Origin of the sequence: Bacteroides sp. D1 (assembly GCF_000157095.2) — a bacterium.
Classification (GTDB): Bacteria; Bacteroidota; Bacteroidia; order Bacteroidales; family Bacteroidaceae; genus Bacteroides; species Bacteroides xylanisolvens.
The window spans coordinates 536,646-561,086 of sequence record NZ_JH114343.1 but is presented as its reverse complement, the minus strand read 5'-3'; the positions used below and the strand labels follow the sequence as shown (position 1 = coordinate 561,086).

Genomic DNA, 24,441 nt, shown 5'->3' with positions numbered 1-24,441 from the left:
CTCCCATAGGGATGATGTCCTCTTTCAAACCAAAAACTTAATCTTCAATTATTATTTTGTTATCCTCACAACAAACCCACCACCAGGAGCCATGTGTAAATTCAACTTCTTATTGGCTGATACGCGGATCACTTCACGCTTATAGTCTTTCCCAACACGATCGGCATTGATACCATCTCTAAATATTTCTGCATTGAACTCACCATCACCCAAGAAAGACAGATCGACTTCAACATCACGCTCTTTCCAGTCGGTCAATCCACCCACATACCAGATACCGTCTTTCTCACGTGCCATTACAATATGTTCGCCTACTTTTCCGCTTATTGGAAGTGTCTGATTCCATACAGTAGGAATGGCAGCGATAAACTTCGTACATTCTTCCTCTTTCAGATAATTAGTAGGTGCATCACACAGCATATTAATAGGAGAATCAAAAATAGTATACAATGCTAACTGACGGCAACGTGTACCCTGACTCATCGGTTCTGTATAGACAGCATGAAAGTTCTTCATGATTACGTTATTCATCGCTCCCTGTGTATAATCAAGTGGTCCGGCAACCATGCGGATGAAAGGAGCTGTCACATCATATATCACTTGATCTGTTCCCGGTTCTGCCCACTTCATTTCTTCCAGTCCATGGACACCCTCGAAATTGATCGTATTCGGATAAGTACGTTGCAAACCAGTCGGTTTGAACGTTCCATGGAGATCTATCAGCAATTTGTATTTTGCTCCGGTTTCAGCCGCTTTACGGTTAAACTCAACTACTTGTTGGTCGTCACGGTCCATAAAATCAATCTTGAAACCTTTGATTCCCATTGCGGCATAATGCTTACATACACGATCCATGTCTTTTTCAAAAGCACGATAGCCCGCCCAAAGTATCAAATCTACATTTTTGCTTTTTGCATAGCTAATCAACTCTTTCAAATCGATTTCAGGAATCACCTCAAACAAATCCGCTTTACCCGGCACTGCCCATCCCTCATCCAATATCACATATTCGATACCGAATTTCGAGGCAAAGTCAATATAGTATTTATAAGTCTCATTGTTGATACCTGCGCGGAAATCCACGTTGTAGAGATTCCAGTCGTTCCACCAGTCCCAAGCCACTTTACCCGGTTTAATCCAAGAAAAATCTGTAAATTGTGCCGGAGTAGCCAGTTTATATACCATATCATTACAAAGCAGTTCTGCATCATCCTTGGCAATGACCATGACACGCCAGGGAAATGCTGTGTTTCCCTCCACTCTAGCAATATAAGGTTCACGAGATTTTACTACCCCTTTCAGTCCGCGAACTTCGTCTACTATCGTTTTCGGATAAGCTGCAAAGATTCCATCCAGAGAATATCCATGCTCACCATGTTTCACATACATACCCGGATAGTTCATCAAATCGGCTTCAGTGATACAGATTTTTTTTCCGTTCTTTCCCTCGACCAAAACCGGTAAAAAGGCAATCTGTTCCTTATCCCATGCAGACAAGGCAGTTTCCAGATACGTATTTTGGAAAGAACTGTAGAAAGGATCTTTCTTGCCCTCGTTCATTCGGCCTTTCGGTGAAGCTACAAAAACTTTCGGATCATTCGGAAAACAGAAAGAAGCCTGCTCGCTTTCCACCATAAACGGCTTCTTCAGTTCAGAGACAAAACGATAGGCTGCACCATCTTCATAAGCTCTGAACACCAAGCTATATCCTCCTTTAAAGTCAATGGTTAGTTCATTGAACTGGTCCTTGATTGATTTCTTCTTATAGATGGGAGGATAGATAGTCTCATTTACAGAACGGCGGCTGATCTTCTTTACTTTCGGATTGAGTCCGAAAGCTGTACCATCAGTTAGTTTCATGAAAATAGGAGATGGAGCCACCATCACATCGTTGTCGTGAAGAACGGAGTATTCCACATTCTTATCATTCACAATCACATTCACCTGCACTTTACCGGAAATGTCTTTCAGCTCGTACACTTTCTGTGCACAAATGGTTAAAGGTGCGATAGCCATTAGAACCGGCAAAAGTCTTTTCATCATACGTTTCATAAACTAATACTTTTTGTATTTCACACAGTTTTTTATTTACATATTTATCATAAGAGTACCGCTTGGCAGAGATAAAGGAGGAAGCTTAACAGGAAGAATTTCCTGCTAATAAAGCATTGAACAAGTGCTAAATAGCACCTTTCTTATCTCATTCGCGCTACCATTTTTTAGAAATCAATTGTCACCTGATAGGTATCCTTATTCTCAAAGAAGGTCTGTTGCACCTCATATTCGGGAAGCCATACGTATTTTTTTTCCCCTTTATATTCGGCTTCGAGCAAGAAAGTGAACCAGCGGTTATAAGGCAATTCGTCGGTATGCAAAGGAGGTGCGGGGCTATCATATAAGTTGGGGACACCAGTTATCAGATATTCTCCTTTCTTATCCGTCTCATAAGTACGGTAAGGAGTAGCGATCAGGTCATTGAATTTTGCACGTGAACCATACAGATTCAGCTTTACCCCTTTTTGCTTTTTACCTTTCACTTTTACAGATACCTGTATGTTTTCGGGGAACATTTGTTTGAAGAATCCGTCGAAATCACGTCTCGGACGTTTGGATTTGGCGGTGTGATTGATTATATGAACTGCATACGAGCTCCATTTATATGTTTTATAATGACTGTTCATCACACAAGAGTCAGGTTCATATTCGATATGGTTCACCGGATTGTTCTTTGCCCGGATTCTATCAGCATACAAGTCGGTTACCCCACGATAATGTCCGAACTCATGTGCCACTCCTCTATGAAAATAGTCGATACCAAACAGATCTTCATGTTCCGTCTTGCTACGGCTACGGCAAATTACCATATTCAGATCGTCCGCCCCACCGCCGCAATACCATCCTTTAGCCGATTCTTCATCGTCAAAATCAAGAATAGAATCTATAATCAGCAGTACATCGTGATTGGGAAAACCGGCACTCTTCTGATAGATTTTCTCCAATTGGCGGGAGGAGCAGTCGTAAATCACCTGCAGATCCGGTATATAACGGAAATAGTAGTTGAAACGTCCATTGCCGGCTTTGTTCCAGAAGTCGTTCACTTGGTCGAAAAAAGCATTCAGCTTCGCTTGATAAGCTTCTTTACCTCCCCAATGCTCCACTCCGGCCTTATCGACAGCCACAAATACCCGGTATTCAATGGTGTCCAAAGATTGTCGAATCTGATTTTCCTCCAATGTCTTTGCCTCCATCCAAGAGAAGAAAGGCAATAGAGCGGGAAATATGAGCCATCTTTTCCAGTTGTTTTTCATATTAGTTCTTAGTTAAGAATGTATTTTATTTCTTGTAAATCACGACTATTTCCACCGACCATCAAAGTGAAGTCTCCTTTCTCCACAATGAACTTCATTTGATTATTGTAGAATCCTAGTTGTTCATCTTTTACGTCGAAGGTGACCGTTTTGCTTTCACCTGGACTCAGCTTAATCTTTTCAAAGCCTTTCAATTCTTTGATAGGGCGAGTGATAGAAGCCACCTCATCACGCACATACAACTGAACAACTTCCTCGCCCTCGCATTTTCCAGTATTGGTAACCGTTACAGCAACACGTGTATAAGTACCTTTTCCATCACCCGGAAGCAGTTTCACATCCGAATAATTGAAAGTAGTGTATGACAAACCGTAGCCGAACGGATAAGCAGGCTCCGTAGGAATATCAATGTACTTCGCACACCATCCGCCCAATGCAGTGGGGCGTCCTGTGCTCTTATATTGATAATACAATGGTATCTGTCCGTTATGCTGCGGAAAAGTCATTGGCAGCTTACCCGAAGGATTATAATCTCCCCAAAGTACATTACAGATAGCATTACCCGCTTCACTCCCCAGCCACCAGGTACATAAGATAGCGGGAGCCTCCCGACGAACTTCATTGAAAATAACAGGACGACCACACATCATTAGTACAACTACCGGTTTGCCAGTCTTCACCAATTCGGAAACCAAACGCTGTTGTTCGGCAGCAATAGAAATATCTCCTTTCGAACGCATCTCACCGCTTTCCCAAGCTTGTTCTCCCATTGCAACGATAACCACATCCGATTGGCGGGCAGCAGCTAAAGTCTGATCCAGATTTACAATTTTATTCGTTTTCAAGTCGTAGCCATCGTTATAGTTGATGTCCACTCCTCGTTTCTCCATTGCCTCATACAAGGTTACTACTTTACCAACCTCTGCACAGGACCATGCACCGCACATATCTTTCTGCGATTTGGAAAGTGCACCAATCAAAGCAACTTTCTTGATAGAAGAAGAAAGCGGTAACACCGAGTTTTCATTTTTCAAAAGAACAATAGAACGTTCGGAAACGTAGCATGCTTCCTTGCGGGATTCCTGTGAACCAATCACTGTACGTTCCCTTTCTTCATCACAGTATCTGAACGGATCATCAAATAATCCCAGTTTATATTTCTGTTCCAAAATACGTCTGACAGCATCATCCACCAGCTTGATAGATACCTTACCCTCTTTTACCAGAGACACCAGATTCTTGGAATAGCATTCACTTACCATCTCCATATCCAGTCCGGCCTTGATTCCTTTATAAGCAGCTTCTTTTTCATCTTTCGCATAACGGTGGTTCATCATTTCTCCCACTGATCCCCAGTCGGATACCACAAATCCTTTAAATCCCCATTGATTCTTCAGGAGCTCCCTCAACAGAAAAGTACTTCCGGTAGACGGTTCGTTATTAAAGTCATTGAACGCACTCATGAAAGTAGCAGCACCGGCCTCTGCACCAGCCTTGTAAGGAGGCATATAGAAATTGACAAACTGTCCCATCGACATATCCACACTATTATAATCTTTTCCGGCAATAGCTGCACCATATCCGGCAAAGTGCTTAATACAGGATAAAATAGTATTCTCTTTCGATAAATCATCTCCCTGTAAACCATGTACACGCGCCTTAGCAACCAACGAGCCATAATAAGGATCTTCACCGGCCCCTTCCATCACACGCCCCCACCGGGCATCCCAGCTAATATCCACCATTGGAGCAAACGTCCAATGCAACCCGGCTGCTGCAGCTTCCTTTGCCGCACATCTCGATCCTCTTTCTATAGCATCCAGATCAAAACTCGCAGCCTCTGCCAATGGCAACGGAAAACCTGTTCTATATCCATGAATAACATCCAATCCGAAAAGCAAAGGAATCTGTAAACGTGATTTCATAGCTGCCTCCTGATATTTACGAGTATTGGCAGCACCGGATACATTCAGCAAAGAACCGATCAATCCCTTACTTATATCTTCTGTCCGACTGATACGTGTATTATCAGGACCTGTGGCAAATCCACCGGAACATTGGCTTAACTGCCCCACTTTTTCTTCCAGTGTCATCTTTTTCATCAGACCGGATATGAAACGATTCATTTGAGCCTCATCCTTTTGATTCTGCGCCATGCTTCCCATAGCGAAAATCGCCATACACGAATATGTAATTAGTCTTTTCATCATTTTATTATAAGAGTTTATCTGTATTGATTTAAATGTTAATATCCTCCATACGTTTTACTTTCTATCGCAAAGATAGCCGCTGGTCAGATTCACATTGGCGAATTGCGTACAAAAGGACAATAATATCGTAAAGTCTGCTTTTTTTCTATTTCTTTCCGTATAGCATTCAAGCACTTCTGTCATTTTTTTGCCTTTATTGATACGATTTTCTCCTTACTCTTCACTTATTCGTAAGAGATATTATCCAGCACTTTTATTCCCTCTTTCCGAACACCTGTCTCAAACAGATTCTTAAACGATTCTACCGACAATGAAGTGGACGGTTTAAAATCTGAAGAATTCATATACGCCAGCAAAGCGGCATAGAATTGTAATCCTTCCGGTGTGTCACGTACCGCTTCCAAGTCGGACATACAAAGCAGTAATTTACTGCCCTCTACATTCAACTCCATCAATAAGCCGAGTTTATGATTTCGTTCCACATTGTCAATTACCTGCACAATAGGGCGGTATTCTTTTGGCATACCATCCAGAATAAGCGGATAGCTATGTTTGATAATTGGATACCACTGCCAGTTCGTATGGTATTCGGTCGGGAAATCATCGAATACCGGATGCTCGGGATTGGTCAGAATCCCCAATGTACCAGGTGAAGCAGGTTTCTTGATGCGGTCACAGATACTTTTGAACATACGATAATTCCAATAGTCGGTCTGGAACAATCCTCCCACTGTTACTTCTTTACAGTCTTCCTCAAGAGGCATCAACAATACCTTTCCACCTTGCTTTAAGGCATTCAGCACATCATCCGTTAGTTGGCGGGCAACTACAACATTACCTGCCTTCAATTGCTTCTTTGCAGGATATATCCATAGCGGATAACTATTCTGATAGGAAGTTCCGGATACTTTCAAAAGTAATTCGGCTTTATACGCTTGCTCCACATCGGGCAATGTCAAACGAATAGTTCCGGCAGTCAATAATCCTAATCCCGATGGAATAGCCATCTTACCTTTGCCAAGGCTTTTCTTCCCATTTTTGAGTTCCCATGAAATACTTTTTTCGTTCAATGAAGTTTCTCCATAATTGGCAATCTCAACAGTACCTGCGAATGATTCACCGCCTGTCCAACAGAATTTGGCAGTTGTCAATAAAGGAACCACTTCACTACAGAATTCTCTCCATTTCTTCGGTTCAACCAATCCTTTACTATCCATAAAAGCATCCAGAATACCAACATAAGCCGACCCCTGTCCCGGATAATCCTGTAAATCGAGTAACTGAAAACCAGCCATCCGTTTGGAACGGAGATTCATTTCAATATCTGCCCGGTAAAGTTCCACAGACCATGCACCCGATGCTTTAAAAAAATCATCCGCCTGCTCCAGCATGCCGGCTTTCTCCAAGCGGTCACGAAACACTTCAAAATTCCAGGGAGCTAAGACTCCTGTATATTTCTTCATCTCCTCATAATTCGGGTAAGTTTGAAACTGTCCGGTTTCATGTCCGATCACCGGAACAGGAGATTTTTCCAGAGCCTCATCAAAGTTCATTACCGAATTAGGATAGGTATTATTAAGATAGCCACCTTCTTCCGCATCTGCGAAAGAGAAAGAAGCACGAGCATGAGTAGAATAACCCTCACCACTGCCTACACGACAAGTTACCAGAAAATCCTCACCCGGAATATGTCCTCGTGAGCCTAAAAAGATATTCGAACCATACGTGTATAGGTGTCTCGGCTCTATGGACCGGAAACGATCTACAAACTCTTTCATCACATTGATGTCACCTCCCAGCTCATTTCCCAAGGCAAAGAGTACAAAAGAAGCATGGTTACTATATTCACGCATGATATTCTCTCCATCTTTCATCAGAAAATCCATCAGCTCGGCAGATTCTTTCTTAAACCCTCCCCAGATAGGTAATTCCGGCTGCAAGTAAATACCCTCCAAGTCCGCAGCTTCAAAACACGCAGCAGGTGGGCACCAAGAATGAAAACGACAATGATTCAATCCATATTCCTTACAAATCCTGAAATAACGACGCCATTGTTCCAAGTCCATCGCCGTATGGCCCGTCAAAGGGAATACACAGGCATCATGTTTTCCTCGAAGAAATGTTTTGGCGCCATTGATAGTGAAATGCGTTTCTTCAGTTTTAAAGTCACGCAAACCGAAACGAACTGTTTTCTCGTCTATGCCATTTATCTCTGCTTTCAGTTGATATAGAGCCGGCTGGAGGTCACTCCACAATACAGCATTATCTCCCAACTGATAAGTGAATTCATATTCCTTGCTCCCCTCTTTCAAATTATATTCTGCAGATCTGGCTTTATGCTTTTTGGCAGTATTGAAAGCAGAAGCTGACAACTGCAGTTTCTTCCCACCAATGCCTGAAGAATTGGAAAGAGTTATTTTCACTTTTACGGAGCGGTCTTCTACTTGAGGAAAAGCCTGAATGGACTCAATAAACAATGGATTCATTGCCTGCAATTCCATCCGTCCGATAATACCGTTCCAGTTTGTCTGGGTAGATTCCGTACAAGCGTGAGAACTTGAACGAATCTGCCCGGGAATACTTTTTCCGTTATCTACACGAATAGTCAGCTTATGTGAACCGGGAGCCAGGAAGTGAGTGAGATTAAATTCCTGTGGGGTAGATAAATAGTTGCATTTACCCACTTCCCGACCATCGATCCACACGGTTGTCGGACGAGTACGTTCCAGAAACAACACGATATGCTTTTCTTTCCAGTCGGCTGGTATTTCTATATTCCTGCTATACCATGCCGCACCTTCATATTTATAATATCTGGACAAATAAGTGGTCTCCGACTTGTTGGTATTCTCTATTCCTTTTCGATTCGAATCTGTTGTACCGGGTAAAGTCACAGTTTCTGCAAAATCCATGTTCCACAGTTTTTCCTGTTCTCCCTTGCCGTGAGGGTCCAATGCAAAACTCCACGTTCCGCTCAAATCAATCATTTTGCGCAAACCTGATGTCTGCGCCCATGATGTACACAAAAAAACAAATAATAATAAAAGAGTTCCAGCTAATCGATTACGCATAACTTTATTCATAATATATGATTTAATGTCCTTAATTTATCTGTTTACAAAGATAGGACGGAGAACAAACCACAATGACAAATCCCGTACAAAAAAACAATAATATCGTAAAAGATACTGTGTATCATCTCTTTTATATCACTATCAGCATGATAATGTCCTTGCCTGACTGATAAAATACACAAATAGTTTTTTCATAGCTTCATCCCCTTCCACAGCCTGCAACTCTGGGTGGAACTGAACACCCCAAATATGTTCGGAATCAGATTCGATTGATTCTATGACTCCATCATCAGCGAAAGCAGATGCCTTGAATCCACAAGCCAATTTCTTAACGGCTTGATGATGAATGGAGGAGACTTTCAAACTTTCCTTGCCTGTAACAGAATACAATTTTCCGGTCCTCAAACATCGCACATTATGCTGTAATATCATAAACGCATCCGGTGACCGATGATTAATTTCCGAGGGATATTGAGCAGGCAAATCCTGATATAATGTTCCACCAAAATAAGTATTAATAATCTGCATTCCCCGACAAATACCTAAAACGGGAATTTGCCTTTCGGATGCTAAGCGCAGCAAAGCATAATCAAAGTCATCCCTATCCCGGCAACATTCTCCACATTCAGGAAGAGTCGATTCTCCGTATATCACAGGCGATATATCTCCCCCACCTGTCAGGAGTAAACCATCAATAAAAGAAACCACAGATTGTAAAATCTGTACATTGTCGGTAAACGGAAGAATAAAAGGGATGCCGCCCGCTTGAAGGACAGCATCCACATATTTTCTTTTCACAGATATTCTTCCCGGAATATCAATTTCAGTAGAAATACCAATAACAGGAATTTCTCTTTTTATCATTCTCATTGTCTTTTATCAACTTAATCCACAGCCTGTAGTTGTAAAGCCAAACTTGAATATTCACTTTTCAGCAATGATTTTAATGCAATGCCTTCTTCCATCAATATCTTTCCACTAATGATTTTACCATTCAGGTCACAAGGTTTGCTACTGTCCACAGGTGTCAAATCTACCAAACGATAATTCTTCGACGGATCCAATCCATTCATACAAACCTTCGGAATAACCATATTGATGAAATGAGAAATCTTATATGCATAAAAGACCGCCTTATTCTTTTCGGAAGTGACATACATCAGAGAGGATACTCCTTTATTATCGTATGGAGACACCAACCGATACAAATCACCGAACTGAACCACAGGACGAATATCTTTATACGCTGCAATAGCACGCTTGGCGAATGCCTTATCAACATCATTCATGTCCTTCGGCTGAATTTCCATTCCCAATCGCCCGGACATTGCCACATCAAAACGGAATTTCAATGGAATACGGCGTCCGGTCTGATGATTCTTGTCCGCACTTACGTGAGATGCCATAGCAATAGCCGGAAAGAAACCGGAAACTCCCCATTGCATATAAATTCTTTGCAAAGCATCCGTATCATCACTCGTCCAGAACTCATCAAAATACGGAAGCAATCCATAATTGACGCGGGCACCGCCACCAGCACATAGCTGCATCACGAGTTCAGGATACTTAGCACGAATACGCTGAAGTACTTTCTGCAAACCCCTATTATACTCAATATAGAGATGTGATTGCTTGTTTTTTGGTAAGTAAGAAGAACCATAATCCAGCAAACTGCAATTATCATCCCATTTCATATAGGAAATTTCCGGATAGTTCGCCATCAAATTATCGACCACTCCAAAAACAAAATCCTGTACTTTCGGATTAGTCAAATCCAGAACTACCTGCGTTTTGCCACGCCCGGTAGATAAAGGACGGTTATCAATTTTCAGAATCCAGTCCGGGTGCTTTTCGAACAGCTCGCTCTTGGTATTCGACATTTCCGGTTCAATCCAGATACCGAATTTTATATGATGCTTCCTGGCAGACGCAAGCAGTCCTTCAATACCTTCAGGCAGTTTTTCTTTGCAGACTTCCCAATCACCCAAACTACTGTTTCCACCATTACGGGGATATTTATTTCCAAACCAGCCATCGTCCATGACAAACAACTCTCCACCCATGGCAGAGAAAGCTTCCATCATCTCATCCATCCCTTTTTGGTTCACCTTGAAATAAACACCTTCCCAGCTATTCAACAAGATGTCATGCAGCCTTTCACCCCGATTCATTTTATATTGGCGTGCCCAATGATGAAAAGCACGACTCACCCCACCTTTGCCATTGGTACTATATGTCATGGCAAATTCAGGAGTGACGAATGTCTCTTTCGGTTCCAGTATGTATTGTGAACTTTCCTCATTCATACCGGCTATTATATTCAGTGCTGTGTTGCGAACATCCAGCTTCAACTTATAATTACCACTCCAAGCCAAAACGCCCCCAAAGACTTTTCCTGTTTCTTCCTGCGGTTTGCCGTCCAACGACAACATAAAAGAAGGATTATCCGTTTCCGTATTCGCCAGTCCGTCTTTGTTAGCAATCACTTTTTGCCCGTTCGTCAGTTTCTCTTCATCCATCGTATGTTCCGCACCCCAGGCTCCATGAAAATGAGTCAGCCAGTTGTCCCCGCGAAACATCGGCAAATAAGCGGAAGCAAACTGAAACAGTGTTACTGGTTTCTTACCTGCATTGCCAATCTCAACCCAAGTGGTAATTATATCCGTTCCTTTATAAGCCTTATAACATTGTTTCACCCAAACAGGATATATCTTATCTTTCAAAAGAACTTCGGTTATCTCTCCATCCTTGGAAGTGTATTGAGTAACCGCATCTACCGCCAAGTCAAGTGACATATTGCCATCCGGTTGAGTAATAGCAATCGCTTTCTCCCCTACCGTCTGGAGACCGAAAGCGGGATAGCTGTTCGCATTCAATACCAGTCCGGCATCATAGATACTTTGTATCTGCCCGGGAGCAATACTGACTCCATAATATTGCATCTTTGATGGTTCACCTGCATTTGCTGTAATCAACAATGACGTTTTAGACGTCGAAATCAAATAATCTTTAGCAAATAAAGAACTTGATAATAACAAACCAATAGCGGCTATTAAGCTCTGCTTCATATTTATAATCATAGATTTGTTTTTATTATATTGATATTAAGTATTACCTTTTCCTGACCATTAGATGTATTCAACCCAGTATAATATATACTTTTCATAAAATGCAATAATACATATCTGTCAGTGTCTGTTTCTTATTTGTAGTTTTCACTTCTATTTTATTCTTTCCAGGGGTCAATATCACATGTTTCCACTCCAAGATAGAATACCGGTCTGTTTCCACTTTACCACAACTCTTTCCGTTGACAAATAATTCTGCTTCAGGTTGATTGGAAAAGGCTATAATCGTTTGTTGTCGCTGCACACGTATTATGTTACGTTTACCTATTAAATAAATCATAGGATCCTCTTTATTCCAATTCGCTTTATAAAAATAAAAAGCATCTTTTCGCACTTTCCGATCAAATGTAACCAACCCTTTGTCATTAACTCCAGGACGATCACCCTCGGTGCGGTGCGCAGCACCAAAGTCAAACATATTCCACACAAAACTTCCCCAAACGAAAGGACGTTCGGTTATCGCTTTCCAGTTTTCTATATGATAATAAGTTTGCCAATTTTCCGGATGCCACCAACTTGTGGGATTTGTTTTCACTAGCGAATCTTGTTGATGATATATACTTGCGCCGGCACCATATTCACTAATAGCAATACGAATTTCAGGATATTCTTTATGCATCCAGTCCAGCCATTTTCCTAAATCTTGTGGGGTACCACCATACCATCCATCATAGCGGTTCCAGGCAATAAGATCGGTCACAAAGTTTATTTTTCCTGATTGGTTACTGGCAGAAGTGGTGGGGCGAGTAGTATCTTCCTGATGTGCCAGTACATTCAACTCATTAATGTACTCCACCGGATTATCTCCATATTCTGCCAACTCATTAAACAATCCCCAAACACAAATAGAAGGATGATTATAATGCTGACGAATTAATTCTTTAAGCTGTTCTTTTCCATTGGCACGGAAAGACGGTGAATCAACGAAACCCTTATCTTCATACCCGCCAGGACCGATAAAAGGGATTTCAGCCCATACCACTATACCAAGCTTATCCATGAGGTCATAAAAATAAGTAGCTTGAGGATAATGAGCCAGTCGCACGGCATTCACTCCCATTTCCAGCATCAATGCCGCATCCTCTTCGTGATGCTCGGGATGCAAAGCATTACCTATCTCGCTCCTATCTTGATGACGGCATACTCCTCGAAGTGGCAAATGTTCTCCATTCAAGAAAAAACCCTCATCCGGATCTATTCGATAAAAACGAAGTCCCAAAGGCTGTATTACCTGATCTAGTATCTCTCCGTTATGCAAAAGAGAGACTTCTACCTGATACAGAAACGGATCTTGTCGTCCATTCCATAAATGTGGATTATTCAACTCTATCCTCATTTCTTTTTGTGAAACAGAATCAGGATAAAGTGTAACCTTTTCGTTTTTTTCTTTCACTACTTTACCTGCATTCGAGAGAATAATGTTAAGTTCCAGTTCCCGTAATTTGTCACTTCCGTTAGACAAATCAATAAGAGCACGTACACAAGCATATTCATGACTTACGCTATCTTGAATCAGTCGAACGCCCGGAGAAGCATAATCCAAAGGAGAAATACAAATCTCATCGGTAACTAATAAATGCACATCCCGATAAATTCCTCCATAAAAATTGAAGTCTCCGACCAAAGGCATTATATCCAACTGTTCACCATTATTCACTCGTACTAAAATAGAATTGTCCTTTCCATACTCTACTCTATCTGTGATTTCAAACACAAAAGCTCCATATCCTCCTCTATGTTCACCAATATGTTTACGGTTAATAAACACATTAGCTATACTATTCACTCCTTCAAAACGTAAAAAGAGACGTTTCCCTTTCCATTGTGACTGGACAAATAGCTTCTTCTCATAATTGCCAATTCCTCGCTTATAATCTATTTTACCAGATAAGGCATCCTGCGCATTCCAAGTATGAGGTAGATCCACTCGAACTTCCGTACCTTTTTGTACTTGATGAGAAAAACGGAATTTCCACTGATTATTTAGCAGGATATCCTGTCTTTCAGCAAAGACTATCGAACTATAACACAAAAAAGCAACAACAAATGCCCATAAACGATGTTTCATATTTACCAAGACTTAAATTACGGTTTCGAATAGCAATATCCATTAACAAAAACGAATGATTATCTTTAAAGAGCTACTTAAGGTAACTTTCTCAGAAATAATCATTCGTTTATTGAGACCTTACTTCTTAATTACTCTACATTTGTCACCATCTGGTTCTGTGTTATCCAATGTAAACTGATAAGGCCACTGATTGTCAGCCCCCGTATCATAGATTTCTTTGGGAGTAGCAGCCACTACCAGCCAAAGATGTTCCGTATTCTCGGGAACCTGAAGACTTGCAGATCCTATATCTTCTTTGCTTGGCTCGCCATATACACGTGAACCATCTTTCAGCACAGCCAGAAATCCATATCTCCATTGAGCATTATTCGGTTTGTGAATATTATACTCTGAACTGTTTATTATACCTCTAAAATTAACTTTTACTGTAGTTCCGGCCTCCGGTACTGTTAATTTAATACCGTTATATCCATAGTTGCTTGGGCAACGTTCGGGTGAGATCCGATAAGTCACTCCCAATTGAACAAGCTGACAAGTATGCACATTAGCTCCTCTGGCAGCATATGCCATTTCAATACGCGGCAAATCCCAGGTAATGAAACGGGATGCAGCATCATACATTTCTTCATTGAGTTGTTCTTGATTAATGTGAGTCAAACGTTTATAGGTTTTAATAAAGTTGAGTTGGCCCGATTCTGTCTTATCGTCCAAAGTAGTCTCCTGAAATATTCTGCTCATGATTTCCACTCCATGCTTATTCGCCCAATACTCAAACATATACGGGTTATTGTATGCATTGTCATTATGCCCCAATGATCGATGCGTGCCACTAATATAATTCGTAAAATGATTAAATTCCTGATCAATCCATTCCGGAGAACGTCTAAGCAATGTCCATTGCGAAGTCATTTCAAATATCGGGCCAGGGAACCAAGCATCTTTAATACCTGAATCCCACAAGGCCAAATATTGGAAACTGTGAGACACCTCATGATATACCATATTAGGATTTCCCGAATGATGTGGACGAATAGCCAACTCACCTACCGGATAATTTCCTCCTCCTGTAGCACCACCCTCACTATCATTTATCACATACACAATGAGCTTGTATTTATTCGTCACGGATTCTTCCTTATTTCCAAAGTACAAATCATATTTCATGAAGTCATATACTTCCTCCGCCATTTTCAGCAAATCATCCGGATTGAACTTCCGCTCTGCATTTTGTGGATTGGTACCAAATGATTTTTCCCAAAAGAGAGCCACATTGTCGCTTTCTTTCATGTAGTGCTTATTAAATTTGCTGTTTTCGTTTTCAAAAAGTTCAGGTCCGCTTTGTCCGATCATAGTATGTTCCGGAATAAGTAACACCTTTTCTACTTGTGTAAATACAAACCTATAAGTATCATCATTTGCGTTATTAGTTATCACGACTTCGCTTTTTTTCCCAGGGTCTTTAGCTGGATTGGCAGCTACCGTAAGAGTAATCTCTCCACTACCACTTTGCTCGCCCGAGGGAGTAGCAGTCACCAAATCTCCACTTACCACTTCCACTTTCCACGTCACTTCCGGTGAAGCTGTAACCGTCAAGTGATAATCTTTACCAGTAAAAGGAGCATTTACAACAACCGGTCGGGTATAATTGCAAACCAAGCTCAAGAAGGTCACTTCAAAAGTAAGTGGCCTTTCTCTCTTTCCGCTATCGTCATCATCGTTACAAGCTGTTGCATTAACTGCTAATAACATTATAGGAAGAATCTTCCACATCCATTTTAAAATATTCATATTTGTTTCTTTTATGATTTGATCTTATAAAATTTATCACTTACCATATATCTTCAACTGTTGAAGGGCAACGCACGGGTAATCACCACTATTATTCCACTTCGTATAATCATAACCCAATATATTCTTTACACTATTGTTACTATAAGTCTTATCACGACTAGATATGAATGACAATCGTACCAAAGTCGCTCCACTCTCTTTCAAACTGTAAAGTGACAATTTGGACAAATCTTCTTCGCTGACACGACCAATCCAAGTTTTGTCTGCAAACGGCAGTTGGTTATCCTCATATTTCAATTCTCCAATCTTCTTCAAATCATCATTACTTGTTCCAGCATAAACAACAATTTCATTAGGAACAGCATTAGGCCAATTCCTCGGCAAATAGTTGAATGAGAATGCTTGGGAAAGAGGTTTATTTGAGAAATCAATATCGAGATACACGCCATATACCGGATCTATTTTAGGATCGTTTTTACCTCCGTTAGGTGACCAAATGGATTGCCAATAATTATTATATGCAAGTAGATTACCTACATTATTGCCTCCGTCAGTAGCACTTGCCTTTAGCATATTCGCTTCTAGATTTATACTTCTCAAGTCACTGATCGACTCCACTTTTGTTTCCATAATCACGTGAACATAGGTTATCTTTTCTTTGACTTCGAAAGGACTATTACCACATCCAATTGGAATAATCGGATACAAATAATCCTTATCTAAAGTCAAACCATCCCCTGACAATGTAGCAGTCACTAATTTCTCATTATCTTCCTGTGTAAATTCGGAAGATGATAAAACGCAGTTGCCTTTGGGTAATAATGTATAGGAAGTACCTTTATCCGCATTATATTTATCAACCGCAGCTTTCAAAGCAGTTTCGTTCTCTTCAAATTCCACCGTAAATTCCCACTGATTGATTACATCAAGAGAAAGATTAAAACCGTAAGATGCCTTTTTCTCTCCTTGGTCCAAAATAAGAATATGCTTGTACTCTTTCGACTCCATAGTAACAACAGGAGTTGCAATACGAGGTTTCATAAAGATTTCAGAGACAGGGAAACCATCTACATAAACACGAATACCCCAAACATATTCTTTATCCTCATCCAACTCTCCTACTTCTTTTTTAAATGTTATTTTTACATCTTTCGACAGATCCGAATCATCAAAATCAACAGAAGCAGGCATTACAATATAATCTTCAGGAATAGACATGTAGCTTGTACCATACAAAGAGTTATGTGCGTTCAGTTCCTCTTCTGTGAATGCAGAAAGAGTCACTTCACCCTCTTCTTTATTAATTGTCAATAAGGTAGTGATATCCTGATTGGCATTATAAAAATCAAATTGTTTCACGCTCCTTGAGATATTCCGATCGTATATGTTCACTACCAACCAAATCAATTCAGCCTTTCTATCATCTACAGAAACTATTATGGGCAACATATACTCTTCACTTGTACTCAAATCTCCTGTTTTCTTATTGAATTTAATATCCAATAAGGCAGATACCTCTCCATCAAAACTTATCGAATTTGGCAAAGTATAGCAATCAGTAGGGAGAAGTTTATACAGAGTGAGATTATCCTCATTATATTTATCCAGTTCTTCTTGGCCAAGTGAAGAAATTGAAACATTACCCTCTACCTTATTTATAGAAGTAGTATAAATAAGTTCTTCTTTGTTATATCTGTCCTCATTATAATGAATGTAAGCATATAATTCTTCTTTTTGCGCCATTTGATTCGGATCATACGACTGTGTAAACGCATATCTATAAATCTCGTCGTTAACACTGTTTCTAATAGTCACTGTAGCTACTCTGTTTTTTATATTAGTCGGGTTGCTCGATGCAACAATCAAAATCTCTCCGTCCCCACTTTGCTTAGTCACAGGTGTGGCTACTATCCAACTGCCACCTTCAAGCTTAGTTGTCCAAATTACATCCACAGAAGATTTTACAGTCAACTTATATGTCTGGCCCTCTATAGGTACTACAACATCGATAACATTATTACTGTTACATTCCAAATCCGTTGAAGAAAGTTCGAAGAATGACGAAGTTGTATCATCATCGTCACTACAACCTGCCATTGCTACAGATAATAGTAGCACGGGAATGATTCTCCATATATTTTTCATTAAAGCTTCCATATATTTTCGTTTTTATTCCTTCACAATTATTTACCATACAATCTAAATCCTGATATTGCGACCGAGTTTTGGTCTCCACTTATGGCTCCGGATTGTGTCAGGTTTTTAATTTGTGTACCATTAGCACTAGACAAGAAAGAGACACGAATTAAAGATATCTCTTGACGTCCTACCGAGAATTGAGGCATATCTACATTTTGTTCAGAGTCATCTGTCCAAACTCCACCTTTTTTAGGCAAATTATTTTTCGTTGCACTCAACTCACCCACTTTTCTCAAATTATCCACACTCGTTCCTACATAAAGAATAATCTGATTAGGTACAGCATTTGCATACTCTCTAGTCGAATAATCAATCTTAATTTGCTTCTCTATCATAGGAGTAACATCAGATACGTCAATATCTATATACACACCATATTTCGAATCATGCTTAGGGTCTGTATTGCTTGTCCAAATAGATTCATAATATGTTTTAATATCATTATCAAGCATATTTCTGAGTGGTTGACCAGGATGTATACTATTGGAACTCAACATATCATCAGCCAAAGAAATTAATTTCAATTCACCGGTAACCATCACATGAATGTAACAGATTGCTTCTCTTACATCAAACGGCATACCCACCACCTTTTTCGGAATAATTGGAAGCAGGTAATCATCCATCATGAGATTATTATTATTCACCTCCACAAAAGAGGAAGCAAGTGCCTCGCCTGCAGGAAAAAGTATTGTTGATTCAAACGAACGATTTTCCTTAGGTAAAAGAAGATAATCAACTCCCATCGTTTCATTATATTGCCTTACAGCTTTTTCCAACTCATCTTCGTTGTTCTCTATTCTCAATTTGAGATCCCACTCATTTTTCACGTCTAAATAGAAAGCAAGCTCAAAACTTTGTTTCTCTCTCTTACCCTCTTCCATTCTGATTACATGAACCCCCGTAGGATCCGTAATGATGCTAGGTACGATGATGTTCGGCTTGAAATAAATGATATTTTTGTTATCATTCACCGTTCCATTATCAGCTTCTAAACGAATGGGGAGCATATACTCGCCGGTCTTAGCCAGTTCACTCATATTTCCTTTGAATACCACATCTACATTTCTATATTCGACACCATCCTCAAAGGCTACTGTAGCAGGCATATCATAGTATTCCGGAGCTAAAAGTTTATAATCGCCATCTATAGTTGCATTATACTCGTCCATTTCAGCCTGAGTAAAAGGAACCAAATTGATAGTGCTGACTCCATTCAACCCATGTCCTCCTCTTCCAACAGTGATGGTCTGAACTTTGGCACTATTCACACTATAGAAGTCAAATTCATTAACCCCCTCTTTCAGATAATAGTAGACAGAGTCAAATTCCTCCGTATAGTTTTTATTACCATCTTCACAAGAGAGAGTGGTCACCACTACTCCGAGAAGAAATAAAATATATATATTTTTCATACTGTATATCTTTTTAATTAATTAATTGCCATAACCGGGAGCTTGAACCAATTGCGGATTAGAATTCACATCAACATAGTAAATTGGAAGTATATACTGTCTATTATTCCATTCATAAGGTTGATTCACCTTAATACGTTGCCTGAATTCGTCATACTCCAATCCTTTTTCTTCAGCTCTCAATCCTTCACGCTTTCCAGCAGCCAAATATTTACCTCCTTCTACCCAACGTCGTACGTCAAAGTAGCGCTGTCCTTCTGCATAGAACTCTACATAACGTTCGTTCTTAATCCATTCCATCAATGGCATATCTGTTAAATCCTCTTTAGTAATGGCCTTCAAACCGGCACGTTGGTGCACCGCATTAAGATTCTTAAGCGCTTCAGTCGCGTAAGTATCCGATTTACCATCCGAAGACAAATTGGCCTGACATTCTGCTAACATCAGATAAAGATCTGCCATACGAATCAATGGATAGGCAGGATTCGGAATTCCTCCACCACCGGATAAGTCCAGTTGCGTGTTAGGATCCAGGAACTTCTGGATAGCAAAGCCGGTCACCAAGTGATTACGGTTATACTTTGCCGGATTATATCCTTGTTTATCAGGATCTCTCGTATCTATTTGAATCGGTTGTCCATTGGCTAGACGAGAAGAATAATCGCCTTGATGGAATCCCAACCATGCATAAAATCGAGGTTCACGAGCTACACAAATATTAAAGAGTTCCGAACGGCCAGTAACACCCGCCGGGTCCAACCATTTACTTTCAGCAGGATATTCATTCTTTGATGCAGCGATTTTGGGCAAGGTCCCTTTATTGGTATAGAAATGTTCTACAGCATATAAATAAGGAGAAGTTGAGCTCCAACCTCCATATTCAGAACCATTGTTAAGTTTCATTATGTTGTTTGGTATACTTCCGAAGACAAAGTTGGTAGTTTTGTGTAACTCCCACAGAATTTCCAGATTGCCATCACTGCCTTTGGCTGTCATCATATAACGCAAAGTCAATACTTTATTCTGAAATGCCTTAACTTCAGTATCGGTCCCCTCTATATTAGGAATATAGGGCATCGGAAGTCCTTTCTGCTCCTGCAAACTTTCATCGCCAGCTCTTGTGCCAAATAAATAGTGTCCTGCATCCAAAGCTGCATTCAATGCTTCTTGAGCAGCTTCCTCTGCGCGTACCCATTTCTCACGATCGTATGTAGTACTCACCAACGCTGTACCGTATCCCGGAGTTTCCATGGCCTTTCCTAACTTTACGTTTTTCCACTCTGGGTAGGGGAACTTTCCATTCCATAAAGGAGAAGCTGCATAAAGTAATACTTTTGCTTTCAGTGCAAGAGCGATAGGGCGAGTAGCTCTACCCACTTCTGTGTTCGAACGAGTATTCCTCAACTTATCACCTGCAAGTACCTTTTCATCCAATAGCCGAACAATCCAATCCGTCACATAATCATAGTGCATACGACCCGGATATTCATTTTCACTAGCGGTCTGTGGAAGTAATCTGTCGCTGATGGGACAAGGTCCATAACAACGCAGCACCTCAAAATGGTAATAGGCCATCAGGAAATAAGCCTCTGCTTCCCACTCCTCTTTTATCAAATCACTTACCGGTGCCTTTTTCAGTTCCTGTAGGAACAGATGAATTTGCCCGATATATCTGTAATAGTTACTCCATTTACCACCATCATTATTATTACCTGTAAATAGATTATGAGCTACTTTGAGTGAATTATAACCTTGCAAACTATACTCAAGCGGAACAGCATATTCGTCTGCAGAGGCTTCTGTATTTTCAAAAGCTACAGGCGATTGTATTCCTGCATAACAAGAATGCAAGAACCCCAAAGTGCTGTTGAAATCTTGTGTTGCGTCATCCAAATCAGCTTGTTCTACCGGAACAATCTCAAGGAAATTACAGGAGGCTGTTAAGCAGCATAGCGAGATGAACAATGCCCCACTTAGTATTCTAATTGTATTTAATAGTTTCATATATGACAATTTTTAAAGGTTTAGAAATTTAATTGCAATCCTATATTGAATGTACGTTGCAACGGATATTTATACCACTCCAACTCTGGATCCCATTCTTTGAATGGACTGAAAACAGCCAGATTATCCCCGGTCACATAGATTCTACCGTATCTGCAGAAACGATATCCGATTTCCAACGTCTTGAAACGTAAAAAATTACCATTACGCATCCAGAATGTACTCGGTACAACGTTATTGTCTGAGTTTGCTTTTTGTAGTCCAAGACGCGGATATGCTGCATTAGGGTTAGGGTTAGCTTCTGTCCAATAGTCCTTCGCTACAAATTTGAAAATGTTGTAATCAGACTCTCCGAACGGATGAATACCTGTTAACATAATCTTGCGCATAGCCGAACCGTTAAAGAACACTCCAAGATCAAATTTCTTATAGTTTATATTCAAACCAAATCCGTATTGTATACGTGGATTTCCACCATATTCTGAAATCATTCCCTGATCATCTGCATTGATTACACCATCACCATTTAAATCACGGTATTTGATATCTCCCACTTGAGCGGTACTTCCTAGTTCTACCTTAGGACCGTATTTTATTTCATCTTCGGTCTGATATAATCCTTCTGCTATGTAACCCCATGTCGAGTTCAAAGGACGTCCGGTTTCTCTTTTCCATGGGTACGGTGTATAGGGTTCATCTCTATACACATATTTGTTCTCCACATACGTAAAGTTACCACGAAAGTCCATAGACAAGTCCTTGTTAATGGAATGATGATAGTTGGTACTGAACTCCCAGCCCCAGTTGTCTACCTTCCCGACATTACTCCAAGGTGTGGCACTATATCCCAATTGACTTGGCCATGTTTTTCTTTGCATCAGAATGTTCGAACGTTTTTCGTAGAAATAATCTGCCGTAATATTCCAATGACGGAAAAGTGTCATTTCTAAACCGACATCCAACTTCTTAGAACGTTCCCAGCCAGCATCCAATACATAATAGCTTGAAATTTTCGGGCCACCAAATGTAGTTTGCCAATCATAACCGGTACTATATTTGATGTTGTCTAGTTCCACTTTATCCAAATAAAGAAAATGACCAAAGTCAGTGCCTGTTTCATCACTACCTACCAATCCATAAGATGCACGCAACTTCAAATTATCGATTTTGTCACGTAAGGGTTCAAAGAAAGCTTCATTGCTCACTACCCAGCCTAAAGAAGCAGCCGGAAAAAACTCGAACCGGTCACCTTTTGCCAAACGCTCTGTGCCGTTGTAACCAAAGTTGAATTCGAGTAAATAGCGCTGACCATAATCATATGTAAAACGACCGGAAAAACCTTGGTTACGATTAGGAAGCACATCCTTCTTAAAATCACGCTGCATATACATCAACATACCGCCTACATTATGTTTGCCAAATTGACGTGTATAGTTTATCTGGAACTGCATAAAAATAGTACGATCACCAGATCTGGTTATACCGGATTCAGCAATATATTGCTTGCCTGAAGTGCCTAAACGTTCTAATTCGTATGAGACAGGATTCTTGGGGTCGTAAGAATTTTCTTTCACTCGATAATAATAAGGTTCAATCGTTCTGTTATATTCAGAACTGGACCAGTTTTTAAAGTTCACCAATGCGTTTGCACTCAAACCTTTTGTAACAAAATCCAAGTTCTGCTTAATTTTCAATGTAGTATGTAGCATATTTGAGTCCACTTGTTTAAAAGTGGTGGCCATATATGCATAAGGGTTTATTCTTGTGTAATTGGCTGTAAGAATGGAATTACCATACTTCACATGCTGATCGCCTTCCTGTGCAGGAAACACGGCCGGAAAGTTTATAGGGTTTGAAGATAACATCATTTTAAATAAATCATCGACCGAATTCTTAGGACCGCGATTATTACGAATCTGCGTATTCATGTTCAAATCGATTGTAGTTGTAGATGTCACTTTCACAGAGATATTATTTTGGAAGTTATACCCCATGTTATTGATATTATTGTTCCATGAATAATACTTGGGTGAGTCCAACAAACCAGTATCGTGGTTCACATTTAAACTCATATAATAAGTTACTTTCTGACCACCACCAGATATATTGATATTCGCACGTTGATTAGTCGCAAAATCCTTGAATATCAAATCACCCCAATTCACATCCGGATAAACATATGGATTTAACCCATAACGAGTTCCTTCAATTTGCTGTCTGCTATATCTTCCTTGCCTAATTGACTTATTACGAGTAAGTTCAGCTTCATTATACATTTCCATCCAAGTGGCTCCATCTACAAACTCTGGAAAGTTCATTGGTTTATTGAATGAATTTTCCAAAGTGATGTTAATACGGGTTTTTGAATTCTCTTGTCCTTTCTTGGTAGTGATGAGCATCACACCATTCGCACCACGAGCACCATAAATGGCAGTTGCAGATGCGTCTTTTAAGATAGAAAAACTTTCGATGGTTTCGGCTGGAATATTGTCCAAATCCCCTGTAGCAATTTCCACATCGTCTAGCAAAATCAAGGGAGTAGCTCGTCCACCAAAAGTCGATACACCACGAATAAAGAATTCAGAAGCTGTTCCAGGTTCTCCGCTTTTGGTATTAACGATTACGCCGGCCAATTTACCGGCCATAGAGCTAGTCAACGAAGAACTAGGAGCTTTAAGTTCCAATCCTTTCACGGTAGAAATAGCCCCCGTAACGCTTACTTTTTTCTGTGTTCCCGATCCGACAATCACTACTTCGTCCAGCATCTCATTATCGGAAGTCAACTTGATATCGATAATACCTGAAGTCTCTACAGGAACCTCCCGAGTTTTATAGCCAATAAAAGAAACGACTAAGATATCTTTGGTACTATTAACTGGAATAGAATAATTACCATCCAAATCTGATATTACACCTGTTTGAGTGCCTTTCAATGCAATATTGGCACCAATAATGGGACTGCCATCCAAAGCGTCCGTGACAGTGCCTGTTACTTGTCTTTTGCTTTGCTGTTGTTGAGCAGACACTGCCCCCTTAACTCCGGAGTCAGCTATCGCCGGTAGGCTCGTAGTGCCGGCAACTATAAAAGCTCCCAACGTTACAAAAGCAATCCTTCTTAAATAATACTTCATAAGCTTTTTCTTATAAAATTAGACATCAGTTAACTATATATTTTTTAAATTTAAAATTCATCAATTATCACCCAAAAATCATTTTTTATTCACATACAGAAAGGGGTATT

At 40.2% G+C, this 24,441-nt stretch carries 12 protein-coding genes; all 12 read right to left on the bottom strand.

Annotated features, from left to right (window positions below):
• Positions 1 to 51: 51 nt before the first annotated feature.
• The 12 genes from BSAG_RS08925 to BSAG_RS08980 all read right to left on the bottom strand — a co-directional run bounded on the left by BSAG_RS08925 (position 52) and on the right by BSAG_RS08980 (position 24,331).
• Complete coding sequence (locus BSAG_RS08925) at positions 52 to 2,052, bottom strand: glycoside hydrolase family 97 protein (protein WP_004315091.1); 2,001 nt, start codon at positions 2,050 to 2,052, stop codon at positions 52 to 54.
• Between the two features lie 167 nt (positions 2,053 to 2,219).
• A complete protein-coding gene (locus tag BSAG_RS08930; protein ID WP_004315090.1) occupies positions 2,220 to 3,308 on the bottom strand; it encodes a hypothetical protein in 1,089 nt (362 codons plus the stop codon).
• A gap of 8 nt (positions 3,309 to 3,316) precedes the next feature.
• Positions 3,317 to 5,518, bottom strand: a complete 2,202-nt coding sequence (locus tag BSAG_RS08935) for a glycoside hydrolase family 3 N-terminal domain-containing protein (protein ID WP_004323102.1) — start codon at positions 5,516 to 5,518, stop codon at positions 3,317 to 3,319.
• Between the two features lie 224 nt (positions 5,519 to 5,742).
• Entirely contained in the window at positions 5,743 to 8,601 is a 2,859-nt protein-coding gene (locus tag BSAG_RS08940) for a sugar-binding domain-containing protein (protein WP_004315088.1), read from the bottom strand.
• Positions 8,602 to 8,733: 132 nt separating this feature from the next.
• Positions 8,734 to 9,456, bottom strand: coding sequence for a gamma-glutamyl-gamma-aminobutyrate hydrolase family protein (locus tag BSAG_RS08945; protein WP_004315087.1), 723 nt, complete (start codon positions 9,454 to 9,456; stop codon positions 8,734 to 8,736).
• A 20-nt stretch (positions 9,457 to 9,476) separates the two neighbouring features.
• A complete protein-coding gene (locus BSAG_RS08950) occupies positions 9,477 to 11,672 on the bottom strand; it encodes an alpha-galactosidase (protein WP_004315086.1) in 2,196 nt (731 codons plus the stop codon).
• A gap of 82 nt (positions 11,673 to 11,754) precedes the next feature.
• Positions 11,755 to 13,788, bottom strand: a complete 2,034-nt coding sequence (locus BSAG_RS08955) for a glycoside hydrolase family 2 protein (protein ID WP_008016636.1) — start codon at positions 13,786 to 13,788, stop codon at positions 11,755 to 11,757.
• A gap of 120 nt (positions 13,789 to 13,908) precedes the next feature.
• The gene (locus BSAG_RS08960) at positions 13,909 to 15,579 is read right to left on the bottom strand and encodes a DUF6055 domain-containing protein (RefSeq protein ID WP_004314237.1); all 1,671 of its coding nucleotides are present in this window, start codon (positions 15,577 to 15,579) and stop codon (positions 13,909 to 13,911) included.
• Between the two features lie 36 nt (positions 15,580 to 15,615).
• On the bottom strand, positions 15,616 to 17,739 hold the full coding sequence (locus tag BSAG_RS08965; RefSeq protein WP_004314236.1) for a DUF1735 domain-containing protein: 2,124 nt from the start codon (positions 17,737 to 17,739) through the stop codon (positions 15,616 to 15,618).
• 26 nt (positions 17,740 to 17,765) lie between these two features.
• The gene (locus BSAG_RS08970) at positions 17,766 to 19,196 is read right to left on the bottom strand and encodes a DUF1735 domain-containing protein (RefSeq protein WP_004314235.1); all 1,431 of its coding nucleotides are present in this window, start codon (positions 19,194 to 19,196) and stop codon (positions 17,766 to 17,768) included.
• A gap of 21 nt (positions 19,197 to 19,217) precedes the next feature.
• Entirely contained in the window at positions 19,218 to 21,200 is a 1,983-nt protein-coding gene (locus BSAG_RS08975; protein ID WP_004323099.1) for a RagB/SusD family nutrient uptake outer membrane protein, read from the bottom strand.
• Positions 21,201 to 21,220: 20 nt separating this feature from the next.
• A complete protein-coding gene (locus BSAG_RS08980; protein ID WP_004317214.1) occupies positions 21,221 to 24,331 on the bottom strand; it encodes a SusC/RagA family TonB-linked outer membrane protein in 3,111 nt (1,036 codons plus the stop codon).
• Between the last annotated feature and the right edge of the window lie 110 nt (positions 24,332 to 24,441).